Source organism: Bacillus sp. AY2-1, assembly GCF_008368965.1.
GTDB classification, from domain to species: domain Bacteria; phylum Bacillota; class Bacilli; order Bacillales; family Bacillaceae_G; genus Bacillus_A; species Bacillus_A thuringiensis_S.
The window spans coordinates 28,445-50,667 of record NZ_QPEL01000126.1; the positions used below are offsets into that span (position 1 = coordinate 28,445).

Consider the following 22,223-nt stretch of genomic DNA (forward strand, 5'->3'; position numbering starts at 1 on the left):
TGTTATCAATTAACATGTAAGGACAACGCATGTATTCACGACTCATAAAACGCTTCCATAGTTATGCATGATTTGTATAGAATGTCATTTTGTTAAAAAATTTTCACAATTCTCACAAAAAGACTTTATTAATTTTTATTTTACTGGCATAATAGATAGTAATGAAAAAAGAATGTTAAAGTGGGTGAGTACATGAAAAGTGGAGAAAAAGATTACTCGGTAAAAGAAGCGATGATTTTCAGCCAACGCATTGCTCAATTATCGAAAGCGTTATGGAAATGTGTAGAGAAAGATTGGCAGCAGTGGATTAAACCTTACGATTTAAATATTAATGAACATCATATTTTAACAATCGCTTATCATTTAAAAGGGGCTTCTATTTCTGAGATTGCTAAGTTTGGAGTTATGCACGTATCAACGGCGTTTAACTTCTCTAAAAAGCTTGAAGAACGCGGCTATCTTGTATTCTCAAAAAAGGAAGATGATAAACGAAATACGTACATTGAAATTACAGACAAAGGGGAAGAATTACTACTTCGCTTAATGGAGGAGTATGATCCTGAAAATAATTCAGTGTTTAATGGGGCTCTTGCACTTCGTAATTTTTATGGGAAGTTCCCAGAAAATATCGAACTGATTGCAATCCTGCGTAATATTTACGGACAAGACTTCATCGATATTTTTGAGAAATCATTAGAAGATATTGAAGAGAACTTTACAGAATCCGATCAAAAGTTAGTTAAGAAATAATCTATTTATTTTTTCGCAATCATGCTTAAGAATTCATTCATAAGCGGCTTAAATAAACCTTGTTTTGCTAGCGCTTCCGCAGTTTCGTTTACTTCGAGCTGATGTGGAAGCGCTTTTTCAAATTGATCTAACAGCGCATCGAACAAAAGAAGCCCTTCTGCTTTCTCCACTACATATTGCTCGTTCAGTTTTTCACAAAGATTTAGTATACGTTCAATATCTTTTTTACGAGCTTTTTTCTTTATGATCAAAGAATAAAATGGACACTTCTCTTCATCAATCATTTTAAATAGTAGGTCTACGTAGTATTCAGCTTGTTCTAATCTTCTAACAACGTCCATTTTCTCCCTCACTTTCTAACACAAAGTCTTCTATTTCTGAATTTTGTAACACGAACAAAATATCGTGTGATACAATATATGTATATGTATTTTAGCCAAAAGGAGGTCTCGCCTCATGACACTTATAACAGTTGTTTTTGTCGCATTCGCACTTCTTGTTATATTTTACACGAATTTCATGACACATACACTGTGTGAACGAAAACAAATAGCTGCGAGCCGCCAGCCCGGTGTCTTTCGGGTTATTAATGTATGTATAACAATTTTATTAATTTCTAGTTATATAGAAATTATATTTCATGGAAAGTGAGGAAGGAAAGCCCCTTCCTCACTTTTTTCCTCTATAAGCAAATTATACCTACAATAACCAATAAAATAAACAGTACAAGTAATAAAATAAGTTGAGAATTCATCCCCATCCCCTCCTCTATTCTGTATATGCGGCATACGCCCAATATGGCACACTTTCAAAATCTGACACGTACTGGTTAATTTTTCTTTATCAATATGAAAACGCGTCGAAATATGATATATTAAATTTTGTACATATTGCTTATACTATAGAACAAAACATTCATCAAAACTTTATCCTCAGCCACGGTAAGCCCTGTTAAGCGCGCTTTACCAATACAAAAAAGCAAAAGTATCAGTGAGACTTAATCGGGCTCTTATGAATTTAAAATTCATCGGTGTAGGATAAATTAAAAATACATAATAGTAGGAGTGTTTATCGAATGAAGAAAGCTATGCTTGCCTTAGCCGCAACAAGTGTAATCGCATTATCAGCATGTGGAACATCATCATCAGACAAAATCGTTACATCTAAAGCTGGTGACATTACAAAAGAAGAATTCTACGATCAAATGAAGACACAAGCTGGTAAACAAGTACTAAACAACATGGTTATGGAAAAAGTTCTTATTAAAAACTACAAAGTTGAAGACAAAGATGTAGACAAAAAGTTCGATGAAATGAAAAAACAATACGGTGATCAATTCGATACACTAATGAAACAACAAGGTATTAAAGAAGAAACTATCAAAAATAGTGTGCGTGCTCAATTAGCTCAAGAAAAAGCGGTTGAACAATCGATTACTGATAAAGATGTAAAAGCAAAATTCGAGGATTATAAAAAAGAAATTAAAGCAAGTCATATCCTTGTAAAAGATGAAGAAACTGCTAAAAAAGTGAAAGATGAACTTGCTCAAGGTAAATCTTTCGAAGAATTAGCAAAGCAATACTCTGAAGATACAGGTTCAAAAGAAAAAGGTGGCGACTTAGGATTCTTCGGACCAGGGAAAATGGTAAAAGAATTTGAAGAAGCAGCTCAAAAGTTGAAAAAAGATGAAGTAAGCGAACCTGTAAAAACACAATTCGGTTACCATATTATTAAAGTAACTGATAATCACGCAGATGCAACTTTCGATAAATCAAAAGCTGATATTAAAAAATCACTAGCTCAAGAAAAAACGCAAGATGCTCAATTTATGAATGACTTAATGATGAAAGAAATCAAAAAAGCTGACGTAAAAGTTGACGATAAAGATTTAAAAGATCTTTTCAAAGAGCAAAAAGCTGACGAGAAAAAAGACGAAAAGAAATAATGAAGTAAAAAGCTTGGGCTTCGGCCCGAGCTTTTTTTATACCCTCTTCTTCCGATAGTTATATCCAGATTCGGTAAATGAAATTATATCGGCGATTTTTCAAATATATCGACTTACCGACAAAAAACGACAACAAGTGTGACTCCCTCTTAAAAACACAAAAAAACCTTGATCCACGCTACACGGAACCAAGGTTTATCTTATTATCATTGATTAAATTCAAAAACTATGTTAAATTAGTACAGAAACACGTTTTCCAAAATACAAAGAACGTATTTATCCGTATCTTAATTGTACAACAAAATCTTTCTTCAGTCAACCTCTATTTTTCACTTTTAAAGGAGTGCTTACGTATGAACAACAAACTTGATCTAGAGCAAAAACGATTGGATACCGTAATCGAAACGATTACGCAACAAATTGATAAGCTGGAAAACGAAACTGGTAGACGCCGGGCAGAAGTAATCAACATCCGTAAACACTTCTGGGATGACGTTAAAGTGAATACAGATACTTTTGATGATTACCTTGAAACAGTTATCAACTTAAGACAACAAGCTCAATCACTAGCTGTTACACAAATCACCCATAAACACAACTTTAATCGACTTGCCGCGCTGCGACGTATGCAAAAAGCACCTTACTTCGGACGCATCGATTTTACTGAGGAAGGCGAACCTTCCTCAGAACAAATCTATATCGGTGTTTCTACCCTTACTGATGCAAGCGGAGAAAACTTTCTTATTTATGACTGGCGCGCCCCAATTTCAAGTGTTTATTACGACTACCCACCAGGACCAGCTGAGTACAACACACCAGGCGGCGTAATTCGCGGTAATGTGGAGAAAAAATTACAATACATTATTCAAAATGGCGAGATTGATTCCATGTTCGATACGAGCCTTACAATTGGCGATGAAATCTTGCAACAAGCACTCGGAAAAGGTACGAACAAACATATGCAAAGTATCGTCGCTACGATTCAGCGTGAGCAAAATGAAATTATCCGTCACGATGAAGGCCGACTCCTTATCGTTCAAGGAGCTGCTGGTAGTGGTAAAACATCAGCTGCCCTGCAGCGAATTGCCTACTTACTATATAAATATCGCGAATGGCTAAAAGCGGATCAAATTATTCTCTTCTCCCCTAACTCTATGTTCAATAGCTACGTATCTAACGTACTACCTGAACTCGGTGAAGAAAATATGCAGCAAGTAACATTCCAAGAATATTTAAACCATAGACTAAGTAAGTCATTTGATGTTGAAGACCCTTATGAGCAATTGGAATATATGTTAACTGAAACAAATAGCCCTACCTATAAAACGAGAAATGCGAGCATCCGATTTAAAGCATCCACTCAATTTTTCGAGATGATTAGAGCGTACAGACAATCTCTTGAATCTTCAGGCATGCTATTTAGAGGAATGAAATTTAGAGGAAAATTGATTGCCTCTGCTAAAGAAATTACAGAGCAATTTTACAATACCGATTCCTCCCTCCGTTTCCATAATAGAATTGAAAAGTTAACGGATTGGCTAAATAAACAAATAGATGCAATCGAAAAAGCAGAACTGAAAAAGCCTTGGGTAGAAGAAGAAATTGAATTACTTAGTAAAGATGAATATCAAAAGGCTTATAAATATTTACAGAAAAAAGGCGAGTTTGACGACAACTCTTTTAATGACTATGAGAAAGAAACGAAAGTCCTGGGACGTATGATTGTCCGTAAAAAATTGAAGCCGCTTCGTAAAGGCGTTCAAACATTGCGCTTCATCAATTTCACAGGAATCTATAAACAACTCTTCACAGACGCATCATGGGTTACTGGAGAAAAACCGAAAGAATGGGATGACATTTGCTCTTTAACGGTAAACATGCTTGATGAAGGAAAGCTATATTACGAGGATGCGACTCCATTTTTACTTTTAAAAGAATTAATCGAAGGCTTCCAAACGAATAGATCGATTAAACACGTACTCGTAGACGAAGCGCAAGATTATTCGCCGTTCCAGTTCGAGTTTTTAAAACGTCTCTTCCCTGCCGCAAAAATGACGGTACTCGGAGACTTTAATCAAGCGATATTTGCCCATGCAAGTGAAGCAGTGAATTTCAATACACTTACTAGCTTATACGGACCGGATGAAACGAACGGTATTAACTTAACTCGTAGCTATCGCTCAACAAAACCGATTATTGAATTTACACGTGCTCTCGTACCGGAAGGCAAGAACATTCACGCCTTTGAACGTGACGGCGAGAAACCTACAGTGACGAAAGTAGCGAATGAGAGCGAACTGCACGAACATATTACTGCCAAAGTTGCTGAACTACAAAAAGAGCAACACAATACAATCGCAATTATATGTAAATCCGCAGCTGAAAGCGCCGCTGCATACGAAGCACTTAATCATATCGATAATATTAAACTCGTGAAGAGTAACTCAGCCGAGTATGAGCAAGGCATTGTCGTAATCCCTGCTTACTTAGCGAAAGGTATTGAATTTGATGCCGTTATTATTTACAATGCTTCTAAAGATGTGTACAGCGATGAGAGCGTTCGTAGATTGTTCTACACTGCTTGCACACGCGCGATGCATGAGTTGCACCTTTATAGCGTTGGTGAGGTTAGTCCTTTTGTACTTGGGGCTGATTCGTATAGTTTTGAGCTAATAACTAAAACACCTTGATGATTATCAAGGTGTTTTTCTCATTCTAAAAGGAATATCTTTACGTCGATATACACTTAACACAATTCCCATTATAAATGCATGAAACAGAGTTGGTATCAATCCGTAGCTAATAAATGGTAATGATATAGAAACACGTGGTAATATCCCGAGGGTCATGCCAACATTACAAATAAAATGGATTACAAAAAGAGTCACTCCGCCAACGAGAAGCAATTTACCATAACCATCATTTATTTTATAAGCTATGTTCATTATTCTTACTGCAAAAAGAGAAAGAATCACGACAAGAACTAGCGCAAGTACATATCCATAATAGTAAGTCAAACTTGCAAATACAAAATCAGTATGGGCAGCACGGATAGACTTTATATTTTCATATGTACCAAACCAACCTGCTGAAGACATCGCCTCTTTTAAACGTAAATACCATAGATCATGCTCTGGATTTAACATTCCTAAAATTCTGGCCATACGGTATTCTTTTACAGCAGACCAGGAAAGTAGATCCCTAATAATCAATGGTACAATAGGTAAAATCGTAATGAGCCATGCCGTTTTCTTTCCTAACTTACTCCACCAAAGCATAACAAATACCATCGTGATATAGATGAACAGTGGTAAAAGAGTTGATGTAGTTAGAAATAAATATAAAGAAAATAAATACAACATGAGAAGATGTATAAACTTTAATCTACTGTTATTGAAAAAAGAAGCCCAGCCTAGAAAAAAGAATGGTATTGTCATTAAACAATCAATTATGACGGAACCAATTTTTAGTAATGGTTCTCCATTCAAAGAAGCAGTCGGAAAACATTTTATCATTAACAAGATAAGTACACCAATTGTATAAAACAGCCACCCAAGTCTCTCTAACTTCCGATAATCAAATAGCATCATCCCAATCGCTGTTGTAACACCGAGAATTACAAATATCACCTTATTCATTAATAAGTCAGCATGTCCAAGCGCTATAACTGGCAAAAAACCTAGCCCCATCGCAGCCACTAATAAACCAATTAAGAACCAATCAACCTTTGGCTTATGTAGTTTATTAAGTTCCTGGCCAAGCTTAATTGGACTTCCCATTTGTTCAACAGCCTTATCTTCAGCAACTTCCTCACTTAAGCCTTTCTCTATCCACATATTCTTCGTCTGTTTCAAGTGAAAATCTAGTTCCGTTGCTACTAAGTCCTTCGCTTCTTTTGATTTAATATGATTCGTAACTTCTTTTAAAAAACGCTCCCCTTTTTGATTCAATTTTTTCTCACTCCTGTACTAATCCTTTTAATATAAATCGTGCCTTCGTAGCATTCTTCTCTGCCTTTCGCAGCATCTTGTTTCCTTTATCATTTAATTGATAATATTTAGCTCCTGCGTGATCCCAGCTAGATTGGATAAAGCGATTCTGTTCTAAACGATGTAATAAAGTGTATAGAGACCCTTCATCACCTTCGAATTTTTGAATCCCTCTCCCTCTTAGCAACTGCATCAATTCATAACCTGTTTTTTCATTCATAAGAAGTTGTAATACTGCTAAAAGGATATCTTCTTCCTTTTCGGACGATTGCTTAATTTTTTCGCGCACCTGCTTCTGGTGTTGATCAGAAAAACTCAAATGTTTAAACGTTGTGTTCTCCATTGATTTTCGCAAGCCTTTTAATCGATCTTCCATTTGATTATTCCTCCAATCCTTCCTTCAAAAGCTCCTTCGCTTTTTTCAGTCTCGTTTTTATCGTGTTTTCCTTTACTTCTATTACTGTAGCAATCTCTTTAATTGATAATTCCTCATAATAAAATAGATAAATCACTTCTCGATATTTTATCGGTAAACTCATTACTGCAGAAGCCAGTTCACGATCCTCCGCATTTTGAATGACAGTTTGTTCCACACTTTCTTTTTGACTCTCCATATACGTAAAGTCATCCTCTGTCATGATAACTTTTTTGTTATACCAACTTTTTAAATAGTCCTTACATTGATTGCAATTCTCCATAACCATGTTTTCAAATTCGAATTCCCTTTATATGTATGAAGAGATTTATAGCATTTCACGAATATATCTTGCGTTAAATCCTCCGCAACCTCTTTATTATTCACATACGAATACACAAGCTGCAGGACTTCTTGTCCATACTTGTTCATTATTTCGTCGATAAGGTCCTCCTTATCTTCTATTTCAAACGCTTCTATCGTTAATTCATCCACATCATTTCCTCCTTCCCATATATTAGACGACGCACTGTATGGAAAAGTTTTATAAATACATAAAAAAATACGGATGGTAATGTCCATACCGTTTTTTTATGTATATTTATTTGCTTCTTGTCCCTTGATACTTATGCTCTGCTTAAAGATAGGGATTTTTATCCATATGTCTTGTTCCCTATTTTAAAACATAATACAATGGAAATGTAACTTAATAAGCTATAACTAGTAGGTGTGGTAATCATCTCTTCCATTTTGAAAAAAGGGGGGAGGTGATAAAATGATCGCGATGTTTGTAATTAAATTAGTGTATGGTATCCTAACCGGAGCTGGCGTTGTCATCGGTAGAAGATACGTCGGTCCGTGGCTAATTTCTGTATACAAAAAAGCGAGAACCACCCTGCTTCGTGGAAAAGGTAAGGGCGGTTCTCGGCTAAAACGTTAATGTAATTGTCTTATAACCGCACCTACTACCACCACAATAGCAAGTTAGGTTACAAAGGCAGAAGTTTCTCAGGCTTCTGTCTTTTTTATTTTATGCAAAATTCACACTAAATACTCTATCATCATTGTAACACATTTTATTTATTTTTAGTCAAGAGAAAAAACACCTCCTGAATTCACTTAATAAGTATAAAAATTCAAAAAAATCAAACCATCTATCCCCTTAAGTATATAGGGAATAGATGGTTTAGTTTTTTTAACATGTGTTCCATTTTCATAGCTCACTTCAAATCACTGTGATTTTCACTTTATTCTTCTAAATACCCAATCGCGGCTAGTGCCTGTAAGTATTCTTGAAACAAGGGGTTTTCAATATTGCATTCTTCTTTTTCTAAGCCCATAAGAACTGTAAGTTTATTGTACATCATCTCTGAATGACCTAATAAGTTGAAGTAATTAATGTATGTGCCATCCGCACTTGCTAAAAAGATAACAATTAATTTACCTTCTTGAATTTCTTTATTGAAAAGATCTTGCTCATCGAAATCTGTATTTTGTTCAGATTGATTAAGTTGTATCATTTCAGCAAAATCTTTTTTTTCCGCATCACTAAACAACCCCATCAAAACAGCCTTTTCCTCGATCTTATAACACTTTACTATTTCTTTAAATTCGATATTTGGATCTAGATAAATGGAACCAATTTTATTTTTTTTGATTTCTGTAGCTCTATACTCACTTTTCAAAATTGTATCAATTTCGTCTATCGAAAATTTATTTGGGATGTTTCTCATTTTGTATTTTTCATAAAGTTTATTTATCATATACTACTCCTTTTTAATAGAATGAATGACCACCTGTTCTATTATGGATATGGAAGTGGAAATAATAACCTTCAGCTGACGTTTTTCCTTTGTCACGCTCAGGGCCAATTGGTGTTCTCCCGTTTCCAGCGTCTTTTGCAACAGTTGCGGCTAAAGCATAAGATTTTGACCAAACATTGTTATTCTTTTTATCACTTGATTTCATTCTTGAAACTGCAGTTGCTTTAGAGATTGGTCCGCCAATATATAAATCACCTTTTGTTAAAACAGCAGCATAGTGATCATATTTTTTCTTTCGTAATTCTGCAGCAACTTTCCCCACTACCGTATATGTAGCACCTGCAATAATTACAGCAGCACCAATCGCGATTAAATGCGAAACAAGCCCTTGACCAATTACGCCTGCAAGCGGTAATAAGAACACTATAGAAGCATGTGCTTCCATAGAATCTACTTCAAAAGATTCGTTTGTTTTTATATCGGTAAATGTCGCTTTAAACACTTCCTCAGTAGCCTCTTCAACGTCAACTCTATATTCTTTTTCAACTTCATTTCCGTTTGCATCTTTTTCCATTGATTTCACTGTAAATGTGTTATCTGTTTTATCCCAAGCCGCTGAAACTGTTGCATCACCTTCTACCGTTTCAACTTCTGTTTGTATTTCTACTTTCTCACTATTATTCTCAAGTACTTCAATATTCTCGTCTTGAACCCAATCTTCAGCTAAAACTTTACCATTTGGAATGATTCCAATGCTTAAAACAAAGATTAACATTAATGATACTATCTTTTTAATCATAATTCTCCACCCCTACTATAATTTTATAAATCCATTGCCAATTTGATTACTGCCACCAATGTCCACAGTATTTTTTTCTAAAATTTTATACACTTCTTTAGGGAACTTTACTTTGCTAGATGACAGTTTAAATGTTTCCTTATTCGCAAGAATTAAAGATACAATTCCTGTTACGTGAGCCGTTGCTAGAGATGTTCCATTTTCAATCGAATAACCATTAGAAGTTGTAGTGGTTATGACGTTCACACCTGGGGCTGCAAAATCAATTTTCCCATTCCTTGCAGCAAAACTTGCAACTTTATAAGCGTGATTTACTGCTGTTACTGAAATAACATCTTTATAATTAGCTGGATATTCAACTTTTCCGCCATAATTATTACCTGCAGCTGCAATAACAACTATCCCTTTTTGAATCGCCTTCTCAATCACCCACTCAAGTTCAGGATGGTTAGAAGACATACCAAAGCTAATGTTTAACACATCAACATTGTTTTCAACGGACCAATTAATACCTTGAACTAAATTATCAATCTTTCCTTTTCCATCATCATTAAGAACTTTAACATCATAGAGTTCCACTAGCGATGCTGCAACGCCAGTGATTCCAATTTTGTTATTATGTGCTGCGATAATACCCGCCACAGTCGTTCCATGGCCTAAAACATCAATTACTGGATGTTGCGGCTCAATTACATTGTATTCTTTAATTACAAGATTTTTTAAATCATCATGTTGTTTTTCTATTCCACTGTCTAATATCGCAACCTTAATCTTACTTTTAGATTTAAATTCATAATATTCAGAATTCAAATTCGAAAGTGCCCATGATCTTACTTGCTCCTTTTTGCTTTTTTCTAGTAAAGCAAGGTTGTCTGATTGATTTATTTTAACCAAACCCGTACGTTGAAAGAAAAAGAAATAGACAGCGCAAATTGCAAAAACACAAACTAAAAAAATCAAAGAATACAAAATTTTCTTCTTAATCACTATCCCCTCCTAACCTTAAATAAATCCTAATATACATATATAACCAAAACAATACTGTTTTTTACTATTTTTTCTTGTTATACTGATACTGAGTTTAGATAAACATTTCACTTAGTAACCTATTCATCAAATGAATTTAATTGAAATAAATGTAAAACAATAAAATTATCACCAGAAAACCCATCTCTTGGTTCATTAGCGAGAGATAGTCACACTCGAAACATCCCCCAATATATTCTCGTAGAGTAGAAAACTGAAACAGATTAAATTTCTTTAGGGATGGCTTCGCCTCATCAAACCGTACGTGAAGTTTTTCCTCATACGGCTTTCCGATATTCTTCCTTCTTTAGCTTTCCGTTTATTCTAGCTTCCTACTTTCACGAGTATGTATGTTGTTTTCTTTATCAATTCCTTGATACGGCCATGTTTCTTTCTAACATTTCTTTTCTTATTCCAGAAAAGGTTCAACCGTTCTAGGACATACCAGTCTATTTTACATAGCCACCTCTGTCCAATTGAAGATAACACTATAATAGTTCTTGAACCCTTGTAGAATTCTATTTAAACCTTTTACCATCTCTTCTAATTGTAAATACAGTTTGTTCCTCGGCTCTGTGTATCTTTTAATGCGTTCTCGCATTTTCTTCATGGCTTTCTGGCTCGGAATATATGCCATCACATACACTTTCTTCCCGCCTTTCACAGGTTTAGGGTATTTTCGATGGTGAAATCCTAGAAAATCAAATCCCTCGTTGCCATCCCACGTATTCACTAGCTTTGACTTTTCTGTATAGATTGTAAGTTCTAACTTATTCATAATGGATTGTAGTATCCGAATACTTTCTAGTGCTTGTTGTTTTGTTTGACATACGATGACAAAGTCATCGGCATATCGAATTAGTTCCCCCGAGTGTTTACACTTCTTTTCCCAAATGGTGTCCATATAGTTTAAATATATATTAGAAAGTAACGGAAATATCACGCCACCTTGTGGTGTACCTACTGTCGTTTCATGAAATTGCGCATATTCCATGATTCCCGCTTCCAGCCATTTTCTAATGAGTTTTAACACTCTTCGGTCACTGATGCTTCTTTCTACAAGCCTTATTAATTTATCATGATTAATGTTATCAAAGTATCCTTGATGTCTACGCCTACTATCCAATGAGATGTTTTACTCGCTTTCCGTATCTTCCATATCGCTTGATGCGCGTTTCGTTTCGGGCGAAATCCATACGAACAGTCTTGAAAATCAGCTTCAAAGATTGGTTCAATGACTAATTTTGTTGCCATTTGTACAACTCTATCTTTGATCGTAGGAATTCCAAGTGGTCTTTGTTTTCCATCCCCCTTTGGAATATAGGTTCTTCTCACAGCTTGTAGATGATATGACTTATTTTTGAGCTCCTTTTACAACTCATTTAGAGAGTTACGTTCTCCATATTGGTGCACAATTTCCTCAATTCTTTGTCCATCCACTCCTCCACTTCCTCTATTCCGTTTTACTCTTCACCATGCTTCAGCTAGTATACCAGGACGATAAATCTTATCATACAACGCATGAAATCTTCGGCTTGAATTTTCTTTGGCACAAAGATATAAAGTCTTCCAAAGTTCTTGAGCTTTTACATCAGTGTAGTTAGCAAGTTTTCCAGTATTCACTCACTCGTACCTCCTTCCAACTTATGAACAAAGTAGAGGTCCTTCCCTACATAACGTTGTGTTGTGGTTATGATATTCAGTACTATGATCTCCTCCGACTCCCTCTTTACAGTCCACCATTTCGCATATGCTTATAGGCTTTCTCTCTCCTTTCTGAAAGAAAGGGCAAAGGAGGGTCTCCCTAGTTCCAGACACTACTTTCTCAACATACCATCCTCCGTACCCCGAAGGATTCTTCGATGCTGTATTTCCAAGTTCTTCACGTCTTCCATGGTTTTCTCCTATATTCACCAGGCTCAACTTCCCTTTGTCCTATTGCTAGGTTTCTTTTAACGAGGCGGCAAGGTTCACTTTATGTTACGGTTTGTTGATTCGCTCGCACTTCTAAATAGAAGTCACTTTGTCACAGAGCTTCAACCTTAGGATTTCTCCACCAGTTGCCTGTTAGCTACTAGACGACTTGGCTCTTACCTAGGCTGGACTTTCACCAGGAAGCAGTGTCCAGCTTAGCTGGGCACGCAAAATAAAAGACTCTCTCCATTAATGATAAGAGTCTTTTTAACGCCAAATACTCATAATTTATCCCCTATAATAAAAAAAGAATTGTGCATTTTTATACCTACACAATTCTTTCTTCCAAAAACATATCTATCTATTTTACGCTAACGCAGCTGCCTGTTCTTGTTGATCTACAGGAATTACAGCGTCTGTTAATGCTTTTTCTAGTTCAGCTGTATATTTCATTTGTTCTTCTTTGCTCCAGCCTAGTTTCGCAGCCATGTAGTTGATTACTGCTTCTTTCCACTCATATACCCAGTGGATGTTGAAGAATACAGCGCCTCTGCGGCGTACGAAGAAGTCAACTGGTTTTGCTGTCATTTCGTAATCCATTGCGTATACAAGTGGGATTAGAACGTCAAGCGGCATGTTGTATTCTTTCGCTTCGTCTTTATGTTTTTTCGCTAAGCCAAATAGTACATCAACGTTAGAACCATAGAATTTTGCGAATTCTTCTGCTTGTGCTTTCGTTAAACCAGATTTCGTACCTTCGTCTGCTTTTTTCGCAACGAATGCCGGGAATCCGTGTGAACCATCTACATGTCCACCAGAGATCGGCATATGTTTCGTATCACTCTTCGGATATGCACTATGACCTTCTTTTTGTAGTAAGTTCGTTACGTAATCTACTACCATTTCAGCCATTTTGCGGTATCCTGTTAATTTACCACCTGCGATTGTAATTAAACCAGATTCAGAAGTCCAAATTTCATCTTTACGAGAAATTTCAGATGCATTCTTACCTTCTTCATAAATTAACGGACGTACACCAGCCCAGCTTGATTCAATGTCTTTCTCTGTAATTTTCACGCTTGGGAACATGTAGTTAATCGCATTAATGATGTATGTGCGATCTTCTGTTGTCATTTGTGGTACAGCTGCGTCTTTATCATAGAACGTATCTGTTGTACCTACGTATGTTTTTCCGCCGCGAGGAATCGCGAACACCATACGTTTATCTGGTGTATCGAAGTAAATTGCTTGCCCGAGTGGGAAACGTTTTTGATCAATTACTAAGTGAACACCTTTTGATAACTGAAGTACTTTTCCTTTTTTCGAGTTATCTTTTTCACGAAGTGTATCTACCCAAGGACCAGCTGCGTTTACAATTTTCTTACCGTAAACTTCATATACTTCACCGTCTAGTAAATCGATTACACGTACACCGCATACTTTTCCATCTTTATATAAGAAACTGTCTACTTTTGCGTAGTTAACAGCTTTCGCACCATGCTCAATCGCTTCTTTCATTACTTCAATTGTAAGACGCGCATCGTCTGTACGATATTCTACGTAGTAACCGCCGCCTTTTAATCCTTCTTTTTTTACAAGAGGCTCTTTATTTAATGTTTCTTCACGGTTAAACATCTTTCTGCGCTCGCTTCGTTTTACACCCGCTAAGAAGTCGTATACACGAAGACCAATTGATGTACTAAATGATCCGAACGTACCGCCTGTATGGAACGGAAGTAACATCCACTCTGGTGTTGTTACATGGGGACCGTTCTCATATACGATCGCACGCTCTTTACCCACCTCTGCTACCATTTTCACTTCAAGTTGTTTTAAATAACGTAGACCACCGTGTACAAGCTTCGTTGAACGACTTGATGTACCTGCTGCAAAGTCCTGCATTTCAAACACAATTGTTGATAACCCGCGTGTTGCTCCATCTAATGCAATACCAGAACCAGTAATACCTCCACCAATTACGATCACATCTAACTCTTGTTTATTTACTCCGTTTAATACGTCTTTACGTTGTTTACTTGAAAATTTCATGGTAATTCCTCCCTTTGATAACGAAAAAAGAGACCACAAACTCCGCTATAGATTTCGCCTCTATAGCGCGTTGTGGTCTCTCCAAATCTCCTACCGAATTATTAACTTGTCACCATTATAACACTGTTTATGATTATTTGAAAGCTTTTGTTGCTTCAATTGCTTTTTTCCATCCAGCATATAGCTCTTCGCTTGTTTCCGCTTCCATCGTTGGTTCAAAGCGTTTGTCCATATGCCACTGTGATTTAATTTCATCTTGGTTTTTCCAATATCCAACCGCAAGACCAGCTAAGTATGCTGCACCTAGAGCCGTTGTTTCGTTAATCACTGGACGCTCTACAGGAACATCTAAAATATCACTTTGGAACTTCATTAAGAAGTTATTTTTAACTGCTCCGCCATCAACGCGTAATGTTTTCAGTTCAATACCTGAATCTGCTTCCATTGCGCATAATACATCTTTCGTTTGGTAAGCTAAAGATTCTAGCGTTGCACGAATGAAGTGCTCTTTCGTCGTACCGCGTGTTACACCAAACATAGCGCCGCGTACTTCACTATCCCAATAAGGTGTTCCTAGTCCAACGAATGCTGGTACAACGTATACACCATCAGTTGATTCAACGCGACTCGCATACACTTCACTCTCACTTGCATCTTTAAACATGCGCATTCCGTCACGTAACCACTGAATTGCAGAACCTGCTACGAAAATACTTCCTTCTAATGCGTAGTTTACTTTACCATCTATTCCCCATGCAATTGTTGTTAATAGACCGTGCTCAGAAGCTACTGCTTTTTCACCTGTGTTCATTAACATGAAGCAACCAGTTCCGTAAGTATTTTTCGCCATACCTTCACCGAAACAAGCTTGTCCAAATAATGCTGCTTGTTGGTCACCAGCTACACCTGCAATCGGTACATTTTGGCCGAAGAAGTGGTAATCAATTGTTTCTCCGTAAATTTCAGATGATGGACGTACTTCTGGAAGCATGCTCTTTGGTACTGTTAACATTTCTAGAAGCTCATCATCCCACTGTAAGTCGTGAATATTAAACATTAACGTACGTGATGCGTTTGAATAATCTGTTACGTGTGCTTTACCACCAGATAGTTTCCATACAAGCCACGAATCAATTGTTCCGAATAATAGATCACCGTTTTCTGCTTTCTCTCTTGCACCTTCAACGTTATCTAAAATCCATTTTACTTTCGTACCAGAGAAGTATGCATCAATTAAAAGACCTGTTTTTTCGCGAACCATTTCGCTATAACCTTTTTCTTTTAACTCATCACAAATTTCAGCTGTTTGGCGAGATTGCCATACAATTGCGTTGTAAATTGGTTTACTAGTTGTTTTATCCCAGACAACCGTTGTTTCACGTTGGTTCGTAATACCGATACCTGCGATTTGTTCTGGTTTTACATCTGCTTCGCTTAAGCAAGTTGCGATAACTGCTAAAATAGATCCCCAAATTTCTTGTGCATTATGCTCTACCCAGCCCGGCTTTGGAAAATGTTGTGTAAACTCTTTTTGAGCTGAATGAACAATTTCACCTTTTTTATTGAAAAGAATTGCGCGTGAGCTTGTTGTTCCTTGGTCTAATGAAAGAATATATTTTTTCATATCGGTTTCCCCCTTATGCTACTTTTCTACTATTTGTATTGCTTCCGCTTTTTTTACTTGTCATATAAGAGATTGCTAGTACAATCACAGTTGCGATAATCACATAAATAAGTGCTGAATTTTGCTTTCCTTCAAATACAACTTGATGGAATAAACCTGCAAGTGATCCACCTAAAATTGGACCTACTACTGGAATCCATGCATACTTCCAGTTTGAACCGCCTTTTCCTGCAATCGGAAGGAAGAAGTGTGCGATACGCGGACCTAAATCACGTGCTGGGTTAATTGCGTATCCTGTTGTCCCACCTAATGATAAACCAATACTTACAATTAAGAAACCTACGATAAATGGATTTAATCCATCTGCAAATTTATTTGCACCAATTGCTAATATACCAAATACTAAAACGAATGTTCCAATCATTTCACTTAAAAGGTTTGCAAATGTGTTCGGAATTGCTGGACCTGTTGCAAATACACCTAACTTTGTTCCTGGATCTTCTGTTTCTTTCCAGTGTGGTAAGTAATGTAAATATACGATAACTGCCCCGATAATTGCCCCAATCATTTGTGCTACGATATAACCTGGTACGTCACTCCATGGGAACGCTCCCTTAAATGCTAGTCCTATCGTTAAAGCTGGATTCAAATGTGCCCCACTAATTGATCCAACCGCATACGCTGCAACCGCTACTGCTAAGCCCCAGCCCATTGTAATAACAATCCAACCTGAATCTTTCGCAAACGATTTCTTTAAACTTACACCAGCACAAACGCCGCCACCAAGTACGATTAACAACGCAGTCCCTATTAACTCTCCTAAAAATGCTGACATAGTATCCCTCCACAATCAATTTAAACGCTTCCAAATGTGATAGAGGTAAAATGAATGGCCATTCGTTTTTGTCAAAAGAAAAAGACCCACAGCTTTGCACGCTTCTATATAAATTTATATAGAAACAATGAAATGTGGATCTCTTCTTTTCTCCGTCACGTTTATTAACTTGTCTATAATGTTAACCTCTTATGAAAGCGGTGTCAACAGAATTTTTTCACATTTTCGTCACTTTTTTTGGTAATGTTTCCATAGTTCGCGTTTTGACGTCGTAATCGCTGTCGCACCAGCGTTTAAAGCTCTTTCCACATCTTCTACAGTACGAATAAAACCACCTGCTAAAATCGGTACACCAGTACGCTCTTTCACTTCAGCGATAATATCCGTCATTGCTCCTGGAAGCACCTCAATATAATCCGGTTTCGTCTTATCTAAAAGATTGCAGCTCTTCTCCATCGCACTCGAATCGATTAAAAAGATGCGTTGTATTGCCACAACACCTTTTTGCTTCGCCTTCATAATAACGCTCGCCTTTGTCGAAAGTAACCCGTACGGTCTAAACTCCTGACATAAATATTCCGTCGCATGCCCATCACTCTGCAAGCCATGAATTAAATCCACATGTAAAAACACCTTTTTACAATATTGCTTCGCAAGTGATATAACACTCTTCAATTGGCCGACATGAATATCTAAAATAACGATATATTCATACGAACTATGTAATAGCTTTTCCAAATCTTTAATTTGCCTCACTGCCGGCAAAATTTTCTGTTCATGAAATTCCATTCTCTATATCCCCTTCTTTATGACATCCTATCCTTTATAGTACACAATTTAAGTGAAAAGAACAGCTAGTGTAGGGGATTTCTTTCAAATCTTTCCTCTATTTATATATTTTCTTCAACTTATCAGAACCTATACCACCTATAATCATGAATACAAGGGGCAAAAGATTCATTACATATGGCGCATCTGCTACAATTGTAATACTTGCTCCAGCAAATTTGTTTAGCATCCATACAACGATTTTTGCAATAAACAAAAATACTCCTATTATAAATAGACTATCAAAAAACACCTTCCATTTTGGATATGCCAATTGCTTACTATCTTCAATTACTTTCTGCGTCAATTCTTCATCACTCCTTAGCAGTTCATCAATTGTAATACCGAACAGGTCACTTAAATGAATAATAATTTCAATGCTCGGATAGTTCTTTTCCGTCTCCCATTTCGAAACAGATTGCCTGCTCACATGAAGTTTTTCAGCCAAATCATTTTGCGACCAATTTCTTTTTTCCCTTTCTTCTTTTAAACGCTCACTAAAAATCATACTGTGTTTATCACCTCTCTATGCCCATTATGTTCAAATAAATGATGAAGAGTAAAGCGAGTTATCGTTGCATTTCCTGCGCAACTTATGCGTTACAACTTATAATGGCGCTATTTTATATGTATCTTCCCTATACTATTCTCCAATAATAATTTCCCGAACAATAATACAAAGAATGGATACTAATAAAGTGAAACTTTAATCAGCCCTCACCAATCGGACTTTTACGGACAGCCCGCCCCCCCACCTAACTTCTTTACTTCAGCTGAATTTTGAGGTGGGGGTCTTACTACCCGGCAAATAGCGGGATAAAGACTAGATTAGGCATAAAAAATGCGCCATCCCTTCTTATCAGTCTCCAGAAAGAATAACGCAAATTTTCATTTTTACTCATCACTTTTCGGACTATATGAAAACCCCGGATATTTCACAACAGGCCACTTCTCCTTACGCAGGGAATCCATTACTTGCGGGCCAACATGTATATTACTCTCCACTATTTCTTTAGGAGTCAGTGCCATCCATTGATTTAACGATACATCTTCAAAACGATTACTTCTGAACATCTCTAAAAACCATAATGTTTCGGTACCTGTATTTTGAATATAATGCCCCGTCGCAAACGGTACATATCCGACATCGCCAGCTCTATAATCAAATGTACGAGCGGTACCATTTCCAAGAAACACAGTCATTCTCGCTTCCCCTGTCAAATAATATTGCCATTCATCATTATTCGGGTGCCAATGAAGTTCTCTCATTCCGCCAGGCTCAACCTCAACGAGCGCTGCTGCGATCGTTTTTGAAATAGGGAAATTTGTAGAATCTACAATTCGAACGCTACCACCAGGAGTCTTAATTGGCTTTTGTTTTAACAGTTCATGTTTAAATGTTAAAGGAACTTCCCCTTTCGGTGATTGAACTTCCTGACTTTCAAGCGAACCTGGCACCTCTCCTTGATAAATATAAACTTGACCTGAAGGGATAGAATGAAAAGCACTCTCAGGTACTCCAAAATTAGCCGACAACACTTCTTTTGGCGTATGCGCAAACCAATCAGAAATAGCTAAAGTAGATAAATCAGAAAAATGTCCATCATCGAAAACAAGTAGAAATTCACAATGTTCCAATCCTTGAATGGAATGCGGAATACCAGGCGGAAAATACCAAAGATCACCTGGTCCAACATCAGCAATAAAATTCCGTCCATTTTGATCAACAGCCGTTATGCGTGCCCGTCCTAAAAGCATATACGCCCATTCCGCTTCTTTATGCCAATGAAGTTCTCGTATTCCACCGGCCGTTAAGCTCATATTTACCCCAGCAATCGTCGTCGAAACTGGTAGTTCCCGAGCAGTAATCTCCCGAGACCACCCGCCGTGTTTCAAAATCATAGAAGTGTCCGAGAATGAAAACTTCAAGTTAGGAACTAATCCTGCATCCGTTATAGGTGGAACAAGCATATTCGGATTTTGAATATCTCGCATAACATTACGAGGTCCAGAATCAATTGCACCTGCTCCGTCGCTGCGGATTGGTTGCGGCACTTTCCCTCCCGCTTCATTAACAGTACGTTTCTTCATGATTACACCCCTTTTTCATCCGGTTATTAGGTGAAAATCCTCCACCATAGTGTATGAATTGGGCTTTAGATGGTTACAGTTACTATGGAGTTACATCAACTGCCTATCATTATCGTTTTGTTCATTTCTCAACTTATACTAGTATGGACAGCGTCTGGAAAGATAATGAAGAAATTAAATTAAAACTAATAAAAAACCCTGTAAAATTTATTACAGAGTTTTTCACCAATTATTTATTGTTTTACATATCGAATACGAACATTATCGTCCATATGATAAATTTGTAATGTGTTTCCATCATAGTTTTGCAATTTATACATGATACTATCATTTGTTAACTTTACTTCTTGACCGTCTTTAACTGCTTTTGTTACTTTTAAAGATAACTGGAATGATGGGACATCCACCGTATATGTTCCTGTTAAATAGTTATCTTTATTCGGATAAGAACCATTCGCATAAGACTCAAATGTTTTATCACCTTTTAGTACTAGCGTAGTTTTTACGCCACTGCCGTAATCAATACCCCAATTACCAATAATCTCAGTACCATCTTTAATGTTCTTCTGCATGTTGCTATAACTAATTCCTAACTCTTCACTTGTACCAACTGTATCTACAAATACCCCAGTTTTTGCTTGACTTTTATCTGTTTGAGCCTGACTGCCAGTAGTTGGGTTTGCCTGTGTAGAACTACTTGTTGTACTAGTAGATTTTTCCGTGGTTGTATCACCTTTTACTTCAGCCCTTAACTTATCAAATGTAGGTTTCCAAATACGTTTTGCTTCCTCTAATTTTATATTTGCTTTATTTAAGATTTCCTTATCAGTCTCTAAGCTAAAACCTTTATCGTTGAATAACTTCTCTATTTCACCGAATGTTTCTCTTAGTTTACCTGCAGCTCTTTCAATCTCTTTTTGGTCTTCTTTATGTTTTGGCGGTGCAGAAATCTTCTCTATCTTATCAAATACTTTATAGATGTCTTTAACACTATCTAATACCTCAGCTTTTGATTTACTTCCGTTTCTCAAATCCTTTACAGATGCATCATAGTAATCAAATCGTCTTAACATATCCTGTTCAATGTCTAATAAATATTGTGCATAATCTTCATCTAAAACTCGAACCTTTTGAACATCTTTACTTTCTTCTTTCGAATTAGTTGATTTTTCTTTTGTTCCAGAAGACTTAGCTTTACTTGTTTCTTCTGTCTTTGCTTCTTTACTTGCCGAATCTTTTACTGTAACACAACCACTTAATAATAATGTAACTGGAACTACAGCAGCCATTAGTTTCTTCACTTTCATACCTCATACTCCTTAAAGTAATTTACTCTTAGTTTGTTTTGCTACCGATACTCTTCGCTGCTTCTTCAAACAGTTTTGAACCTTCTTGTGCTTTACTTAATGATTGATGCATTTTACTCTCGTCTTCTTGGTCTAATGCATCAAAGAGAAGTTGGAAACAATCCGCATACAGTTCCATCGATTGCTTTATCTTCACTTGTTCTCCCTGTAATTCAGGAGGCGCTTGTAGATTCTTCAGTTTCGTTGCAGTTGCCTTTGCTCCACCTAAACTCAGTTGCACTTCACTTTTCTTTTGTTTGTATGATTTTACGTCTGAATCTGCTATTCCTTCAATTAATTTCATTGTATCTTCAATTTGAGTAGCACTGTTTATAATATCTGCCTTGTACCTTTCAACATCTGAACCCGTTACCTTACCAGTTGAAGAAGTTGAATTATTTGAAGAAGAACTTGGTTGACTACTTGATGAGCTACTATTTGTACCTTCACCTTTCGCTACTGATAAGCTATCCTCTTTCTTGCTATCAGTTGACTTACTCTCTTTTTCAGAAGTCTTATTCTCTTTCTCTACCTTTTGCGTTTCTTCTTTCTTTGGTTCAGCTTTCTTACCATCAGTTTCAATTGTAATACAACCACTCAATAACATAACTGGTAACGCTAAACTTACTAATTTCTTTGCTTTCATGATTACTAATACCCCTTTATTTGTAAAATGTAGTGCAAACAAGTTAATATACTTAATTAGTAAATTTCCCTCGAATAATTTATTAGAATCTAACATCCGTATACTTCTTACATATTTATAATATTTCCACATGTACTGTTTTACAAATAATCACATATTCGATCAAAGGGATTTATGTAGTCTTTAAAAGGAAATTTACTAAA

21 protein-coding genes and 2 pseudogenes are annotated in these 22,223 nt (G+C 36.6%); 5 read left to right on the forward strand and 18 right to left on the reverse strand.

The window, feature by feature from the left end:
* Nucleotides 1-192 precede the first annotated feature (192 nt).
* Nucleotides 193-750, forward strand: coding sequence for an HTH-type transcriptional regulator Hpr (locus tag DN403_RS24065; RefSeq protein WP_000834924.1), 558 nt, complete (start codon nt 193-195; stop codon nt 748-750).
* Nucleotides 751-755: 5 nt separating this feature from the next.
* On the opposite strand, the gene DN403_RS24070 is transcribed toward DN403_RS24065, so the two are convergent.
* Complete coding sequence (locus tag DN403_RS24070) at nt 756-1,091, reverse strand: DUF1878 family protein (RefSeq protein ID WP_000383656.1); 336 nt, start codon at nt 1,089-1,091, stop codon at nt 756-758.
* 115 nt (nt 1,092-1,206) lie between these two features.
* Here DN403_RS24070 and DN403_RS24075 point away from each other — a divergent pair, with 115 nt between their 5' ends.
* The 3 genes from DN403_RS24075 to helD all read left to right on the forward strand — a co-directional run bounded on the left by DN403_RS24075 (nt 1,207) and on the right by helD (nt 5,385).
* A complete protein-coding gene (locus DN403_RS24075) occupies nt 1,207-1,401 on the forward strand; it encodes a hypothetical protein (protein WP_000172690.1) in 195 nt (64 codons plus the stop codon).
* 424 nt (nt 1,402-1,825) lie between these two features.
* The gene (gene prsA / locus DN403_RS24085) at nt 1,826-2,695 is read left to right on the forward strand and encodes a peptidylprolyl isomerase PrsA (protein ID WP_074789435.1); all 870 of its coding nucleotides are present in this window, start codon (nt 1,826-1,828) and stop codon (nt 2,693-2,695) included.
* A gap of 353 nt (nt 2,696-3,048) precedes the next feature.
* A complete protein-coding gene (helD, locus tag DN403_RS24090) occupies nt 3,049-5,385 on the forward strand; it encodes an RNA polymerase recycling motor HelD (RefSeq protein WP_074789438.1) in 2,337 nt (778 codons plus the stop codon).
* 6 nt (nt 5,386-5,391) lie between these two features.
* Here helD and DN403_RS24095 read toward each other — a convergent pair whose 3' ends face one another.
* From DN403_RS24095 to DN403_RS24105, 3 genes and pseudogenes are all read right to left on the reverse strand, one after another.
* Nucleotides 5,392-6,645: an FtsW/RodA/SpoVE family cell cycle protein gene (locus DN403_RS24095; protein WP_001072130.1), complete on the reverse strand. Its 1,254-nt coding sequence runs from the start codon at nt 6,643-6,645 to the stop codon at nt 5,392-5,394.
* Between the two features lie 7 nt (nt 6,646-6,652).
* Nucleotides 6,653-7,060, reverse strand: a complete 408-nt coding sequence (locus DN403_RS24100; protein WP_000390149.1) for a PadR family transcriptional regulator — start codon at nt 7,058-7,060, stop codon at nt 6,653-6,655.
* 4 nt (nt 7,061-7,064) lie between these two features.
* Nucleotides 7,065-7,594 (reverse strand): annotated as a pseudogene (locus DN403_RS24105) (sigma-70 family RNA polymerase sigma factor).
* Between the two features lie 280 nt (nt 7,595-7,874).
* Here DN403_RS24105 and DN403_RS31320 point away from each other — a divergent pair.
* Entirely contained in the window at nt 7,875-8,039 is a 165-nt protein-coding gene (locus tag DN403_RS31320) for a hypothetical protein (RefSeq protein WP_000561154.1), read from the forward strand.
* 307 nt (nt 8,040-8,346) lie between these two features.
* On the opposite strand, the gene DN403_RS24110 is transcribed toward DN403_RS31320, so the two are convergent.
* The 14 genes and pseudogenes from DN403_RS24110 to DN403_RS24170 all read right to left on the reverse strand — a co-directional run bounded on the left by DN403_RS24110 (nt 8,347) and on the right by DN403_RS24170 (nt 22,020).
* Nucleotides 8,347-8,862, reverse strand: coding sequence for a hypothetical protein (locus DN403_RS24110; protein ID WP_000608809.1), 516 nt, complete (start codon nt 8,860-8,862; stop codon nt 8,347-8,349).
* Between the two features lie 13 nt (nt 8,863-8,875).
* On the reverse strand, nt 8,876-9,661 hold the full coding sequence (locus DN403_RS24115) for an SAR2788 family putative toxin (RefSeq protein WP_016077991.1): 786 nt from the start codon (nt 9,659-9,661) through the stop codon (nt 8,876-8,878).
* Between the two features lie 15 nt (nt 9,662-9,676).
* Complete coding sequence (locus DN403_RS24120) at nt 9,677-10,648, reverse strand: S8 family peptidase (RefSeq protein ID WP_016077992.1); 972 nt, start codon at nt 10,646-10,648, stop codon at nt 9,677-9,679.
* 493 nt (nt 10,649-11,141) lie between these two features.
* The gene (locus DN403_RS31900) at nt 11,142-11,324 is read right to left on the reverse strand and encodes a group II intron maturase-specific domain-containing protein (RefSeq protein ID WP_306692623.1); all 183 of its coding nucleotides are present in this window, start codon (nt 11,322-11,324) and stop codon (nt 11,142-11,144) included.
* A gap of 108 nt (nt 11,325-11,432) precedes the next feature.
* Nucleotides 11,433-12,022: pseudogene (locus DN403_RS31905) on the reverse strand (reverse transcriptase domain-containing protein); the annotation flags it as partial.
* Between the two features lie 135 nt (nt 12,023-12,157).
* Entirely contained in the window at nt 12,158-12,310 is a 153-nt protein-coding gene (locus DN403_RS31910; protein ID WP_016077994.1) for a hypothetical protein, read from the reverse strand.
* 657 nt (nt 12,311-12,967) lie between these two features.
* Nucleotides 12,968-14,650: an aerobic glycerol-3-phosphate dehydrogenase gene (gene glpD, locus DN403_RS24135; RefSeq protein WP_000672828.1), complete on the reverse strand. Its 1,683-nt coding sequence runs from the start codon at nt 14,648-14,650 to the stop codon at nt 12,968-12,970.
* 133 nt (nt 14,651-14,783) lie between these two features.
* The gene (glpK, locus tag DN403_RS24140) at nt 14,784-16,274 is read right to left on the reverse strand and encodes a glycerol kinase GlpK (RefSeq protein ID WP_000760013.1); all 1,491 of its coding nucleotides are present in this window, start codon (nt 16,272-16,274) and stop codon (nt 14,784-14,786) included.
* Between the two features lie 13 nt (nt 16,275-16,287).
* A complete protein-coding gene (gene glpF, locus DN403_RS24145; protein WP_001272200.1) occupies nt 16,288-17,109 on the reverse strand; it encodes a glycerol uptake facilitator protein GlpF in 822 nt (273 codons plus the stop codon).
* Nucleotides 17,110-17,337: 228 nt separating this feature from the next.
* Nucleotides 17,338-17,898, reverse strand: a complete 561-nt coding sequence (gene glpP, locus DN403_RS24150; RefSeq protein ID WP_000394286.1) for a glycerol uptake operon antiterminator GlpP — start codon at nt 17,896-17,898, stop codon at nt 17,338-17,340.
* 97 nt (nt 17,899-17,995) lie between these two features.
* Entirely contained in the window at nt 17,996-18,445 is a 450-nt protein-coding gene (locus DN403_RS24155) for a helix-turn-helix domain-containing protein (protein ID WP_000577649.1), read from the reverse strand.
* A gap of 386 nt (nt 18,446-18,831) precedes the next feature.
* Nucleotides 18,832-20,028 (reverse strand): oxalate decarboxylase family bicupin, encoded by a 1,197-nt coding sequence (locus DN403_RS24160; RefSeq protein WP_017762881.1) that lies wholly within the window; start codon nt 20,026-20,028, stop codon nt 18,832-18,834.
* 233 nt (nt 20,029-20,261) lie between these two features.
* A complete protein-coding gene (locus tag DN403_RS24165) occupies nt 20,262-21,335 on the reverse strand; it encodes a DUF3994 domain-containing protein (RefSeq protein ID WP_000865195.1) in 1,074 nt (357 codons plus the stop codon).
* A gap of 28 nt (nt 21,336-21,363) precedes the next feature.
* Complete coding sequence (locus DN403_RS24170) at nt 21,364-22,020, reverse strand: DUF7018 domain-containing (lipo)protein (protein ID WP_033668979.1); 657 nt, start codon at nt 22,018-22,020, stop codon at nt 21,364-21,366.
* Nucleotides 22,021-22,223 lie beyond the last annotated feature (203 nt).